This window comes from Kitasatospora sp. NPDC086791 (assembly GCF_040685975.1).
In the GTDB taxonomy this organism is placed as follows: Bacteria; Actinomycetota; Actinomycetes; order Streptomycetales; family Streptomycetaceae; genus Kitasatospora.
Genome location: NZ_JBFBOC010000011.1, coordinates 62857 through 75864 on the forward strand (window position 1 = coordinate 62857; position 13008 = coordinate 75864).

Annotated in this window: 11 protein-coding genes; 4 read left to right on the forward strand and 7 right to left on the reverse strand. The window is 74.4% G+C overall.

The features are described from left to right. The first annotated feature begins 121 nt into the window (after positions 1-121). The 3 genes from AB0Q99_RS17480 (at position 122) to AB0Q99_RS17490 (ending at position 3247) form a co-directional block, all read left to right on the forward strand. A complete protein-coding gene (locus tag AB0Q99_RS17480; protein ID WP_363572619.1) occupies positions 122-1576 on the forward strand; it encodes an MDR family MFS transporter in 1455 nt (484 codons plus the stop codon). Between the two features lie 63 nt (positions 1577-1639). Further along, a complete protein-coding gene (mca, locus tag AB0Q99_RS17485) occupies positions 1640-2581 on the forward strand; it encodes a mycothiol conjugate amidase Mca (RefSeq protein ID WP_363572621.1) in 942 nt (313 codons plus the stop codon). Positions 2582-2698: 117 nt separating this feature from the next. Continuing rightward, on the forward strand, positions 2699-3247 hold the full coding sequence (locus AB0Q99_RS17490; RefSeq protein WP_363572623.1) for a PaaI family thioesterase: 549 nt from the start codon (positions 2699-2701) through the stop codon (positions 3245-3247). Between the two features lie 98 nt (positions 3248-3345). On the opposite strand, the gene AB0Q99_RS17495 is transcribed toward AB0Q99_RS17490, so the two are convergent. The 3 genes from AB0Q99_RS17495 to AB0Q99_RS17505 all read right to left on the reverse strand — a co-directional run bounded on the left by AB0Q99_RS17495 (position 3346) and on the right by AB0Q99_RS17505 (position 6281). Then, positions 3346-4344 carry a YdcF family protein gene (locus AB0Q99_RS17495; protein ID WP_363572625.1) on the reverse strand — a complete coding sequence of 333 codons (999 nt, stop codon included), beginning with the start codon at positions 4342-4344 and terminating at the stop codon, positions 3346-3348. A gap of 114 nt (positions 4345-4458) precedes the next feature. Then, on the reverse strand, positions 4459-5412 hold the full coding sequence (gene pip, locus AB0Q99_RS17500) for a prolyl aminopeptidase (RefSeq protein WP_363572627.1): 954 nt from the start codon (positions 5410-5412) through the stop codon (positions 4459-4461). Between the two features lie 83 nt (positions 5413-5495). Next, positions 5496-6281 (reverse strand): TetR/AcrR family transcriptional regulator C-terminal domain-containing protein, encoded by a 786-nt coding sequence (locus AB0Q99_RS17505; RefSeq protein WP_363572629.1) that lies wholly within the window; start codon positions 6279-6281, stop codon positions 5496-5498. Positions 6282-6404: 123 nt separating this feature from the next. Between AB0Q99_RS17505 and AB0Q99_RS17510 the strand changes: the two genes are divergently transcribed. Further along, the gene (locus AB0Q99_RS17510) at positions 6405-7985 is read left to right on the forward strand and encodes an MFS transporter (RefSeq protein WP_363572631.1); all 1581 of its coding nucleotides are present in this window, start codon (positions 6405-6407) and stop codon (positions 7983-7985) included. A gap of 133 nt (positions 7986-8118) precedes the next feature. On the opposite strand, the gene AB0Q99_RS17515 is transcribed toward AB0Q99_RS17510, so the two are convergent. From AB0Q99_RS17515 to AB0Q99_RS17530, 4 genes are all read right to left on the reverse strand, one after another. After that, on the reverse strand, positions 8119-8940 hold the full coding sequence (locus tag AB0Q99_RS17515; protein WP_363572632.1) for a lysophospholipid acyltransferase family protein: 822 nt from the start codon (positions 8938-8940) through the stop codon (positions 8119-8121). Then, the gene (locus AB0Q99_RS17520; protein WP_363572634.1) at positions 8937-9806 is read right to left on the reverse strand and encodes a GNAT family N-acyltransferase; all 870 of its coding nucleotides are present in this window, start codon (positions 9804-9806) and stop codon (positions 8937-8939) included. The genes AB0Q99_RS17515 and AB0Q99_RS17520 overlap by 4 nt, the downstream gene beginning before the upstream one ends. Before the next feature lie 357 nt (positions 9807-10163). After that, positions 10164-11540 carry a serine hydrolase domain-containing protein gene (locus AB0Q99_RS17525; RefSeq protein WP_363572896.1) on the reverse strand — a complete coding sequence of 459 codons (1377 nt, stop codon included), beginning with the start codon at positions 11538-11540 and terminating at the stop codon, positions 10164-10166. A gap of 101 nt (positions 11541-11641) precedes the next feature. Continuing rightward, on the reverse strand, positions 11642-12967 hold the full coding sequence (locus AB0Q99_RS17530) for a M1 family metallopeptidase (RefSeq protein WP_363572898.1): 1326 nt from the start codon (positions 12965-12967) through the stop codon (positions 11642-11644). Between the last annotated feature and the right edge of the window lie 41 nt (positions 12968-13008).

A 13008-nucleotide genomic window follows, 5' to 3' on the forward strand; every position in this document is an offset into this window, starting at 1 on the left:
GGCTTGACCCAGTGAATGGGTCCGTCCTAAGTTCTTCTCGGGCGGCCGAGGGAGGTCGCCGGGTGGCCGCCGGAGAGCGCGGGGGCGACCCGTTCCGAGGGACGTCTCAGGGGAGGGGCGCATGGCCACATCCGTCACCGCGAAGGGCCGGCAAGGGGGAGTCCGGGGGCAGGGGGAGGAGCCGGCGTCGATTCCGCCGGGTCTGTGGAAGATGGGCGCGGTGCTCGCGCTGGGGCCGGTCCTGGCGCTGCTGGACACGACGATCGTCAACGTCGGCATCGACGCCGTGGGCCGCGATCTGCACAGCTCGATCGCGGCGGTGCAGTGGGTGGCCACGGGGTACCTGTTGGCGATCTCGCTGACCATGCCGCTCTCCGGCTGGGCCGCCGGCCGCTTCGGGGCCCGGCGGGCGTGGCTCGCCTCGGTCGTCCTGTTCGTCCTCGGCTCGGCGCTGTGCGGTCTGGCCTGGTCGACGGGCAGTCTGATCGCCTTCCGGGTGCTGCAGGGCATCGGCGGCGGGATGATTCAACCGCTCGGCCAAACGATCATCATCCAAGCGGCCGGGCCCTCCCGGATCGGGCGGGTGATGGGCACGCTGATGCTCCCGATCAGCCTGGCCCCGGTCCTGGGGCCGATCCTCGGCGGGCTGGTGCTGGAGCACCTCGACTGGCGCTGGATGTTCCTGCTGAACGTGCCGGTCGGGCTGCTGACCCTGCTGCTGGCCGCCCGCTGGCTGCCGTCCGACGAGGCCTCGGAGGCGCCGAAGCCCCGGCTGGACGTGACCGGCCTGCTGCTGCTCTCACCCGGCCTGACCGGTCTGCTCTACGGGCTCGCGACGATCGGTGACGGCGGAACGGCCGGTTGGGCCGCCCTGGTGGCGGGCGCGGTGCTGGTGGCGGCCTACGGCGGGTACGCGCTGCGGGTCGGGCGCGGCGGTGTCCGGACGCCGCTGATCGACCTGCGGCTGTTCGCCCGCCGGGGCTTCAGCGTGGCGACGGCGAACAGCTTCCTGCAGGGAGCCGCGCTCTACAGCTCGATGTTCCTGGTCCCGCTGTACTACCAGCAGGTGCGGCACGCCGGGGCGGTGGAGGCCGGTCTGCTGCTGGCGCCGCAGGCCCTCGGCACGGCGGTCACCGCGATGCTGGCGGCCCGAATAACGGACCGGGTCGCGCCGCGTCCGCTCATCATGATCGGCATCGCCTGCTCGCTGGTCGGCACGCTCGCGTTCACCCGGCTGGGCAGCGGCTCCGAACCGGCCGACTGGCTGATCGCCGGCTCGCTGGCACTGCGCGGCGCGGGTATGGGGATCATCGCGATCCCCGGCCTGGCGGCGGTGTACGGGAGCGTCGAGAAGGCCCAGGTGCCGGCGGCGGCCGGAGCGGTCAACGTCCTGAACCGGGTCGGCGGGGCGCTCGGCACGGCGGTGCTGACCCTGGCCCTCCAGCAGGCGCAGGGCGGTCACCCGGATCGGCCGGGCGCGGCCTTCGGGGAGACCTTCTGGTGGGTGCTGGCGCTGTCGGCGCTGGCGATCGCACCGGCCTGGCTCTACCCGAACACCCGTCAGAACGCGGCCTGACCGGCCATCAGTCCCGCACCCCACCCCTCATCAGCCACGCGATCGACGCCCACGGAGGTACCCATGACCACCGAGCACCCCGGCGGGCTGCGCCTGCTCACCGTGCACGCGCACCCCGACGACGAGTCCAGCAAGGGCGCGGCCACCCTCGCCCGGTACGTCGCCGAGGGGGTGGACGTCCTGGTGGCCACCTGCACCGGCGGTGAGCGCGGCTCGGTGCTCAACCCGGCGCTGGACCGTCCCGAGATCCGGGCCGACCTCGCCCGGATCCGGCGCGAGGAGATGGCGGCCGCCCGGGAGGTCCTCGGGGTGCGTCAACGGTTCCTCGGCTTCGTCGACTCCGGCCTGCCGGGGCCGGGCGAGCCGCTGCCGGAGGACTGCTTCGCCGTCCAGCCGGTCGAGGTTGCGGCGGCACCGCTGGTCGCGCTGATCCGCGAGTTCCGTCCGCATGTGGTCATCACCTACGACGAGACCGGTGGGTACCCGCACCCGGACCACGTGATGACCCACCGGGTCGCCGTGGCGGCCTTCGAAGCCGCCGCCGACCCGGCGCGCCACCCGGGGGCGGGCGAGCCCTGGCAGGCGTCCAAGCTCTACTACCACCTGGCGCTCTCCCGGGCCTGGTTCCAGACTCTGCACGACGCCATGACGGAGCGCGGCGTTTCGTCGGCCATGGGCGAACTGCTCGCCGGGTGGCCCGACGTCCCGCCCGCCCTGACGACCACCACGCGCATAGCCTGCGCCGAGCAGTTCGCCGTGCGGGACGCGGCGATGCTGGCACACGCCACTCAGGTCGCACCGGGAGTCGCGTTCATGTCCCACCCCCGGGACATCGAGCGGGAGGTCTGGCCGACGGAGGACTACCACCTCGCCCGGAGTCTGGTGCCCGCGGTCGGTGGAGCGGTCGACGGTCGTGCGGCCTACGGTCGGTCAGCCGGCGGTGGGGCGGCTTCGGCGGACGGGATCGAGGACGACCTGTTCGCCGGGCTCCGGGCGGGCGCGTAGGCCGGGCCGTCGCACCGGGCCAGCCGGGCCTGGCCACCGCACCGGGCCCGGGGAGGTTGCCCTGCCGTACACCGGAAGGCACTTGAGACGGATCACCGAACCGGGCAGGTTGATCCCATGACGACTTCCGAGATCGACTCCGACGAACAGCAGCGCCCGGTCGGCCAGGAACCGCGCACCCGGACCCACACCTGGACGGCCGGCCCGCCGATCGCCGAGTACTCCCACCTGACCGGAGAGGAGATTCTGCTGGAGTGGATCGCCGGGCGGATCCCGGAGCCCTCGATCTGCAGCACCATGGGCTTCCACCTGACCGAGGTGAAGCCGGGCACCGCGGTGTTCGACGGGCACTTCGGCGACCACCTCCACAACCCGATGAACACCGTGCACGGCGGCTACCTGGCCACCCTGCTGGACTCGGCGCTCGGCTGCGCCGTGCTGAGCAGGCTGCCGGCCGGCCTCGGGTACACGACCACCCAGCTGAACGTGAACATGCTGCGCCCGCTGTTCGCCGATTCGGCGCCGGTGCGCTGCGAGGCCGAGGTGCTGCACCTGGGCCGGACCATGGCGACTGCCGAGGCCAGAGTGGTCGGCGCGGAGAACGGCAAGCTCTACGCGCACGCCACCACCACCTGCGCGATCCTGACGCCCCGCCCGGCGGCCTGACGGGTCCACGGGTCGAGCCGGTGGAACGGCCGGGCCCCGACCGCCTCGGCGGCCGGGGCCCGGTCCGGACGGCCCCGGCGAAGCCTGGAACCGGGGTGTCAGAGCGCCGCGAGCACCCCGCAGAGCGCGAGGAGTCCGCAGATCCCGAAGTTGACGAGCTTGTGGGAGAGGAACACCGCCGCGAACTCGCGGATGGTCGCGCTCGGCCAGTAGTACCGGGCGGTGGGCGAGCCGAGGACGTGCCCGTTCACACCGGTCTTGCGGGCGAGCAGCGCCGCCCGGAAGGCGTGGAAGTTGTTGGTGACCACGACGCAGCGGTAGTCGGGCTTGGCCCGCTCCATGATGGCCTTGCTGAAGAGCAGGTTCTCCTCGGTGGTGCGCGAGCGGTCCTCCCGCTCCAGGTGCTCGGCCGGGAAGCCGCGTCCGGCCAGGTAGTCGGCCATCGCGTGGGACTCCGGCAGCTTCTCGTCCGGCCCCTGGCCGCCCGAGGTGATCAGCACCGGCGGGTTGCCGCGCGCGGCCTGCTTCTCGTACGCCTCGCGGCCCCGCTCCAGCCGGCTGGCCAGCAGCGGCGGTACGCGTTCGCCGCCGATCAGCCCGGAGCCGAGCACGACCACGAAGTCGACGTTCCGGCGCGGCCGGTGGCGGCTGTACAGGAAGGCGTAGCCGACGAAGCAGACGAACAGGAAGGAGACGTAGAGGACCACCAGGACAGCGGTGCCCGCGAGGACGGCCAGGTGTCGGGAGCCGGTGACGAGGGCGGCGAGCAGCAGCGCGATGACGGCGATGATGCCCAGCCCGGCGAGCAGCGACAACAGGTTGGCGGGCCGGGTGCCCTCCTTGCGGATCATGGTGATGCCGTTGGAGAGCAGGAACCAGACCAGGGCCACCGTGCCGACGGCCGGCAGCAGGATGATCGCCGCCGCGACGATCTCCACCACCAGGGTGGGCGCCTTGCGGAGTTCGGCGAGCAGGGCGATGGACAGGAGCGAGACGGCGATGCCGAGGAGGACGGCGTTGCTGAACTGGCGACGGTCGCGCAGTACCCCGAATCCGAACAACACGAAGAACAGGGCGGCTGGGGCATAGGCGATCATGCGTTGTATCGTAGGGGTTCACTGGAATGGACCAATGGTGACGAACGGTCCGGCCGCCCGCGTGGGCCCCGGCCGTGCGTGTGGATTCCCGGCAGCCCGGGTGAGCCCGGCCGCTCAGGCGAAGCGCTCGATCGCCGCCAGGACCGCCTCGGTCATCCGCGGGCTGCCGGTGTGCCCGGATTCGTCGATGACCGTCAGCCGGGCGTCCGGCCAGGCCTTGGCCAGCTTCCAGGGGATGCCGAGGGGTGCGCCGAGGTCCAGGCGGCCGTGGATCAGCTCGGCCGGGATCCCGGCCAATCGCTCGGCGTCGCGCAGCAGTTGGCCGTCCTCCAGGAAGGCCCGGTGCGAGAAGTAGTGCGCGGTGATCCGGGTGAAGGCCATCAGGGCGTCGGAGGGGCGGTCGCTGTAGGCGTCCGGCTTGCCCAGGGCCTCGTGCGAGATGACCGCGTCCTCCCAGGTGGCCCAGGCGTTGGCGGCGGCCCGCCGGACTGTCTCGTCGGGGCTGTTGAGCAGCCGGCTGTAGGCGGCGAGGAGGTCGCCGTCCCGGTCGGCGGCCGGCAGGAAGTCCCGGAAGTCCTCCCACGGCCCGGGGATCAGCCGCCCGACGCCCCGGTAGAGCCAGTCGAGTTCGTCGGCGTCGGTCATGGTGACCCCGCAGATCACGATCCCGGAGACCCGCTCCGGGTGGGCCTGGGCGTACGCGAGGATCAGTGTGGAGCCCCACGAACCGCCGTACAGCAGCCACTTGTCGATGCCGAGGTGCTCGCGCAGCCGCTCCATGTCGGCGATCAGGTGGCCGGTGGTGTTGTGGTCCATCCCGGTCGACGGGTCGGCGGCGTGCGGCAGGCTCCGACCGCAGCCGCGCTGGTCGAACTGGACGACCCGGTAGCGCTCCGGGTCGAAGTACCGCCGGGCGCCCGGGCTGTGGCCGGAGCCGGGCCCGCCGTGCACCACCGCGGCCGGGGTTCCCGCCGGGTTGCCGGAGGTGTTCCAGTGCATCCGCTGGCCGTCACCGACGTCCAACAGGCCTTGCGCGTAAGGCTCGTAGCCGGGGTACGTGGCGGGCATCGGGGACTCCTCCGTGGCCGTTCGGACGGGGGCGGGGTCCGGCGAGCCTACCCCGCGGCCGGGGAGCCGGTCGGGGTCCCGGGTCAGCGTCGCTCCGGGGGCAGCAGCGTGGCGAGCCCGTCGAGGATGCGCTCGACGCAGAACTCGAACCGGACGTCGAGATCGGGTTCGGTGAGGTCGGCGGCCAGGTCGACCAGATTGGGGAAGGTCTCGACGGGCAGGGCGCGGAAGCGATCGCGGACCGCGCTGACGACCTCCAGCCTGCTGGCGCCGTCGGCCTCGGCGGCCGAGAGCGGTGACTGCTCCTGCAGGACGAAGCCCTGGACGAAGGAGCTCAGCAGGTAGGTGGTCAGGGCGGCGTGGGCGTCGGAGAAACCGGCCTCCCGCAGGCGGTCCAGCTGGTCCTCCAGCAGCCCGAACAGGTGGGGCCCCGGGGCCAGACGACCGGCGACGACCTTCGCGGCATCGCGGTTGTCGCGCAGCAGGCTGCGGTGGCGCCAGCAGTAGCCGCGGAGCTGCTCGCGCCAGTCGCCCTCGCGCGGCGGGGGCTCGGCCGACGCCATGATCGCGTCGTTGAGCAGGTCGAGCAGCTCCTCCTTGTTGCGGACGTGCCAGTACAGCGAGGCCGCCTTGACGCCGACCTCGGCGGCGACCTTGCGCATCGACAGCCCGGCCAGGCCGTCCCGTTCCAGGACCCGCAGCGCTGCCTGGGCGAGCGCCTCCCTGGTCAGGGCGGGGGCCGCGGCGGTGCTCCCCGGCGTGTCCGCAGGCCTCTCCGGTCCGGTACTTCCGGTCCCCGGTCCGGTACTCCTGCTCCCCGGCCCGGCAGTCCCGGTCCCCGGCGTGGTCGTCGTGTCGTTCTCCGGCATGGCGGTGCGGACGCCTCCAGCGATGTCGTGGAATTCCACTTGCAATCTAACACCGTTAGGGGCACTCTGTGGCTGTCGAACCAGCCCCTAACGGTGTTAGGGGCTCATCTCGGGAGGGGATCCATGGACGGGTCGAGTGCCCGCCGCCGGCGGCTCGCGCTGCTCGTGCTCTGCGTCACCATGTTCATGTCCATGCTGGACAACGTCATCGTCAACAACGCCCTGCCCCGCATCGGGCAGGACCTGCACGCCGGGATCAGCGGCCTGCAGTGGATCGCCGAGGGCTACAGCCTGGTCTACGCAGCCCTGGTGCTGACCGGCGGAGCGCTCGGCGACCGCTACGGCCGCACCCGGGTGTTCCGTCTCGGCCTCGCCCTGTTCACGGCGGGCTCCGCCCTCGCCGCCCTCGCCGGGACGCTCGGCGTGCTGGTCGGCGCCCGGATGCTGCAGGGCGTCGGCGCCGCCCTGCTCACCCCCGGCAGCCTGGCCCTGCTGCGGCACGTCTTCACCGACGAGCGCGAGCGGGCCGGGGCCATCGCCACCTGGTCCGGAGTCTCCGCGCTCGGCCTCTCGGTCGGCCCCGTGGTCGGTGGCCCGATGGTCGAGCACCTCGGCTGGGCCAGCGTGTTCTGGATCAACGTGCCGATCGGCGCCGCCGGGCTGCTGCTCGCCGCACGCGTCCTGCCGGACATCCCGCCGCGCCCCCGCCGGATCGATCTCGGCGGCCTCGCGCTGTCCGCGACCGGGCTGGCCCTGCTGGTCTACGCGCTGGTCGAGGGCCCGTCCCGGGGTTGGACGGACGCCCGGGTGCTCGGCTGCGGCGCGGCGGCCGTCGTCCTGCTGCTCGCCTTCCTGGCGCTCGAACTGCGCCTCGCGGAGCCGATGCTGGAGCTGCGGCTGTTCCGTGACGGGGCGCTGGGCGGTGCGCTGCTCAGCGGTTTCATGGTCAGCTTCGGGATGTTCGGCGCGCTGTTCTTCCTGCCGCTGATGATGCAGGGCACCCTCGGGTGGTCCCCGGCCGCCGCCGGTTACGCCGGGCTGCCGATGACCGCGATGCTGGTGGTCGCCGCGCCGCTGTCCGGCCGGCTGACCGCCCGTTACGGCCCGCGGCCGCCCTTGGTGCTCGGCCTGGCGCTGTGCGCGGCGGGCCTCGGCGGGCTGGCGCTGTACGGCGACCACGCCCGCTACCCGGAGTACCTGTGGACGCTGTTCACGATGGGCCTCGGCATGGGGCTGACCTTCACCCCGGTGTCGATCGCCGTGATGATGCGGGTCCCCCCGGCGCAGACCGGGATGGCCTCGGCCGCCATCAACACGCTGCGCGAACTCGGCGGCGTCCTCGGGATCGCCGTGCTGGGCGCCGTGCTGACCGACCGGCTGACCGGTTCCCTGACGGCCGCCCTGCACCGGCTCGGCGTCCCGCCGGACGCGGTCGGCCCGATCGCGGACGCGCCCACCGGCGCGCTGCACGGCGGGGGCCCGGGAGCGGCGGCGGCCCTGCCCGGCCCGGTCCGGGACGCGGTGGACGGTGCGTTCATCGACGGCATCCACCTCGCCGTGCTCTGCGGCGCGGCCGCGCTCGCCGTCACCGCCGTCCTGGTCGCCGTCCTGCTCGGACGGGCCCGACCGGTCGGGCCGGGCGACGCCGACGCCGCCGGGCGGCAGCCGCGCCCGGCAGTGCCGGTCGGGGCCCACCAGGCCTGACCGGCTGTCACCGAGCTCGGCCGGGGCCCACCGGGCCCGACCGGCCGCCACCGAGCCCGGCCGGCCGCCGTCGGGCCTGACCGGCCCCCACCGGACCTGACCGGGCCTGACCGGCCGCCGTGGGGGCGGCCGGTCAGTGGATCCCCTCGACCGCCGCCTGCGCCGCGCGGGCCAGTTCGCGCCGGGCGCCCGCCCGGGTGGCCCGCGGGGCGGGCGGCGGGATCGGCGGCAGGAACGTCACGTCGGCGACCAGCCCGCGCGCCGCGACCACCCGGGCGAGCGAGGTGAGCAGCCCGTCGTCCCCGACGAACGCGGGGACGCTGGTCGGCCGCCCGTCCGCCAGCCGGTAGCGGATGGTCACCGGCTGGACGAAGGCGCCGGCCTCGACCGCGGCCTGGAACAGCGCGGGCCGGAACCGGCCGCTCTCCCGGCCGCACCAGGTCGACCCCTCCGGGAAGACGATCACCGGGTGCCCGGAGCGCAGCTCCTCGGCGACCGTCGCGACGGTGTCGGGCAGCGTCCGCAGCCGGTCGCGGTCCAGGAAGACGGTGCCGCCCCAGGCGACCAGCGGCCCGAGCACCGGCCACCGCCGGACCTCGGTCTTGGCCAGCGAGCGGCCCGGCCGTCCGGCGGCGAGCAGCGGGATGTCCAGCCAGGACACGTGGTTGGCCACCACGAGCACCCCGCCGCCCGCACCGCCGGGCCGGACGCCCGGCCCGGCGAGGTGGACGGTCACTCCGAGGGTGCGCAGCACGACGTGCGCCCAGAGCCGGATCAGCCGGTCCCGGCCGCCGTACGGGAGCAGGCGGGCCGGCAGGCCGAGCACGAGGCCCGCCACCACCGCCGCGAGACAGGCCGTCAGCCGCAGCACCCGCCGGGGGTGGGAGACCTCCGGCGCGGGTTCGGCCAGGCAGGTCTCGGGCCGGCAGGTCGCCGTGGGCAGCCAGACGCTCACGACGCGGAGCCCGCGGAGCCCAGCGCGGGCAGCCCGGAGAGGAAGTGCCGCAGGTAGCGCGGGTCGGTGCGCTCCAGCGAGAGCAGCACGTACAGGTCGGCGCAGTCGAAGTCCGGGTCGTACGCGGGCTCGCCGCAGACCCAGGCGCCGAGCCGCAGGTAGCCGCGGAGCAGCGCGGGCAGCGCGCCCCGCTCGGCGCGCGGCACGCCGGTCGCGTCCCAGCGGCGGTGCGGAGCGACCCGGTACTCGGCGGGGGCCAGGTGCTTGGCGCTGACGGTGTCCCAGACCCGGGCCGCGGTGGCGCCGCCGTCCTCCAGGCCGATCGAGCAGCAGCCGCCGACCCAGGTGTTGCCGGTGTCGGCGAGGTAGCGGGCGATGCCTCCCCACATCAGATTGATGACGGCGCCGTTGCCCCGGTGGTCCGGGTGGATGCAGGAGCGCCCGAGTTCGACCAGGCCGGGGCGGACGGGCGCCAGGGCGGACAGGTCGAACTCGCCCTCGGAGTAGAGCCGTCCGGCCCGCCGGGCGGCTTCGGGGCGCAGCAGCCGGTAGGTGCCGACGACGGTGCCGTGCTCGCCCTCGCGGACCAGGAGGTGGTCGCAGTACTCGTCGAACGGGTCGACGTCCAGGCCCGCGACCGGGCTGTGCAGGACGGCGCCGAGTTCGGCGGCGAACACCTGGTGGCGCAGCCGCTGGGCGGCCCGCACGTCGTCCTCGTCGCGGGCGAGGGAGACCGTGTAGGCGGCCGGGGCGGGCGTGGGCACGGCGGCCGCGGCCGGGGCGGACCGGTGGCGGGGGGCGGGGACCGCCGGGGTGTCGTGGGTGGGGGCGACTGCGGACGGAGCGTACGTGGGGACGGTGGTCATGGCGGACCCTCCAGGGCAGCACGATCGGCGGTGCCGTGGATCGCCAGGGCACCGTCCCGGTCCGCACGTGGTTGGGCATGGACGCGAACCGGTCTCGGTATGTCTCTCCGAGTCGGTTGGCATCCACGTTGCGGCCCGGCGGAGCGCAGATGTGCACCTGTTGAATGGGACCACCCGTGGCCTCCCGGTCATCTGCCGGGCACCGGGCGCTCGTTCGCAGGGGGTGGACAACGGGGGCGTACGGCTGCACCGCACGCCCCCGCCCTCGGGCTCACCCCGTCCGGGCCGCGCGACCCGTGCGACGCGCCCGGCTCACCCGCCTCAGCGGGCCCACCGGCCCTGCCCGGCACACCCGCCTCAGCGGGCCCGCCAGCCCTCCGGGTCGACGCCGCCCGGGACGGCGTCGGCCGGTCCGTACGGTTCGCGGGTGTAGATGAAGGAGCCGATGTCCAGGTGGCCGACCGTGCCGTCGGCCGCACGGACCACCCGCAGCGTCTCGCCCGCGTAGTAGTTGTCCAGGCCGGTCCAGGTGCCGTCCGGCTCGGGCCGGAAGCGCGAGCCGCGGCCGGTCGCGCCGAGCTGGGTGAGCTCCAGGACGCGGTCGGCCCGCAGCCGCAGGACGTTCGGCGCGGCGCCCCAGTACCAGGGCCCGGTGAGCTCCAGCAGGTCCTCGTCCAGCTCGGGCAGCGGGCGCCAGGGCTCGGGCAGCCGGGGCTCGTGCTCGGCGGTGACCGCGATCAGCTGGGCGGCCAGCTGCGCGGCACTGGCACCGCTGGTGGCGTTGGAGAGGGCGAACGCGGCCAGGTCGTCGGCCTCGCTGATCCACAGGCCGGCCGTGAAGCCGGGCATCGAGCCGGTGTGCCCGTACAGCAACCGGCCCTCGTGGCGGCGCAGTTGCAGGCCGAGGCCGTACGCGGTGGTCCAGTCGGCGTCCGGGGCGACGGCGGGGCGGCGCATCTCGGCGAGGGAGTCGGCGGACAGCACCTTGTCGTCGCCGGTGGCGAGGAAGGCGGCCCAGCGGGCCAGGTCGGCACCGGTGGACCAGAGTTGACCGGCCGGCCCCATCAGGCCGGTGTCGGTGAGCGGCTCGGGCCGCATGACGTCGGCCCACGGGTGGACGGCGAAACCCCCGGCGTGCGGGTGTTCGGGCAGCAGCGTGGTGCGGTCCATGCCGAGCGGGGCCAGCACCTCGCGGCGCAGCACCTCGCCCCAGTGCGCGCCGCGCACCGTCTCCACCAGCGCGCCGAGCAGCGCGTAGCCGGGGTTGGAGTAGTGGTGGAGACGCCCGGCCGGGTGCTTGAGCGGGCGTTCGGTCTCCAGGAGGTCGTCGAGGCCGGGCCGCAGCGAGCCCTCGGTCCGCTCCCACCACGGGCCGGGGGTCTCGGCGGCGAGCCCCGAGGAGTGCGCGAGCAGTTGGGCGATCGTCGCGTCGTCGGCCGGGGTGCCCGGCAGGTGGCGGGCGAGCGGGTCGGCGAGGTCGAGCAGGCCCTCGTCGCGCAGCCGCAGCACCAGCACGGCGACGAAGGTCTTGGTGAGCGAGCCGATCCGGTACTGGACGTCCGGGGTCGGGGCGTGTCCGTCGACCATGCTGCGGGCGCCGCTCCACACCGGCCGCCCGGCGCGCACCACGCCGGCCACCACGGAGGGCGTGCGCCCCTCGGACTGGGCGACGGCGAGGCGGTGCAGCAGGGCGCGCCGGGTGCCCGGCAGCAGTTCGTCGGGCAGGTCGGTCATGTGGGCTTCGGAACTCATCGACATGTGGACGGACAGTAGCCCAGCCGCGCCCGGCCCGGCCCGGAATTCCGGCCCGCCCCGGCACCGGCCCGGCCGGAGCCTCAGCCCGGCAGCGGCGGCAGTTCCGGCCGCTCCAGCCAGGCCTCGAAGAGCGGGCCGAGCGGCGCGGAGGTGTACCGGGAGGCGTGCGCCCGCAGGTCGGCGGTGTCGACCACGCCGTGCCGGTTGAGGCTCGCCCAGTCCCGCAGCATCGCGAAGAACGTGTCGTCGCCCAGCGCCCGCCGCAGCGCGTGCACGACCAGGCCGCCGCGCTGGTACAGCCGGTCGTCGAACATCAGCTTCCGGCCCGGGTCGCCGAGGACCAGGTCCTGCGGCTGCCCGGCCAGCAGCGTGTGCGCGGCGTGTGCGTGGGTGGCCGCGGCCGGGCCGCCCGCGTGCTCGGACCAGAGCCACTCCGCGTACTTGGCGAAGCCCTCGTTGAGCCAGATGTGCCGCCAGCCCGCGATCGTGACGCTGTTGCCGAACCACTGGTGGGCCAGCTCGTGCGCGATCAGCCGCTCGTGCTCCCAGTCGCCGCCCAGGTGGTTGGTGCCGAAGGTGGCGACGCCCTGCGCCTCCACCGGGACGTCCAGTTCCTCGTCCGCGAGGACGACCGCGTACTCGCCGAACGGGTACGGTCCGAAGACCTGGCCGAAGTAGGCCGCCATCTCCGGCTGCCGGGCGAAGTCCCGGGCGAACCCGGTGGCCAGCCGCTCCGGCACGTACCCGGTCTGCGGCACGGCCGGCCGGGCGGCCAGCGGCACCGGCCGGTAGTGGCCGATCGACACCGTCACCAGGTACGTCGAGGTCGGCGCGCTCTGCTCGTACACCCAGGTGGTGCTGGACGCCCGGGTGGTGCGGGTCAGCAGCCGGCCGATCGCGACCACGGTGAACGGGGACGGCGTGGTGACCGCGATCTGGTAGGTCGCCTTGTCGGCGGGCCGGTCGTTGCACGGGAACCAGGACGGCGCGCCGACCGGCTGGCTGGCCACCAGCGCGCCCTCGGTCAGCTCCTCCCAGCCCAGGCCGCCCCACGGGCTGCGCACCGGGCGCGGGTTGCCGATGTAGTGCACCTCGACGGTGAACGCCGCGCCCGCCGCGAGCGGCTTCGCCGGGCGGACGCGCAGCTTCCCGGCGCGGTGGGTGTAGCGGGCGGCGCGGCCGTCGACCAGGACCCGTCCGATCCGGAACTCGGCCAGGTCCAGCGCGAACTCCGCCAGTACCGCGTCCGCCACCGCGCTCAGCCGGGCCGAGCCGGTCAGCCGGTTGGGGCCGGGCCGGTAGTCCAGCGCCAGCTCGTAGCGGTGCACCCGGTAGCGGTGGTCGCCGCTGTTCGGGAAGTACGGGTCCGGGGCACCGGCGGGCGCGGGGGCGTGCTTGGACTTCACGGGGACGAGCGCTTCCTGCGGGCCGGGACGGATGGTCGACG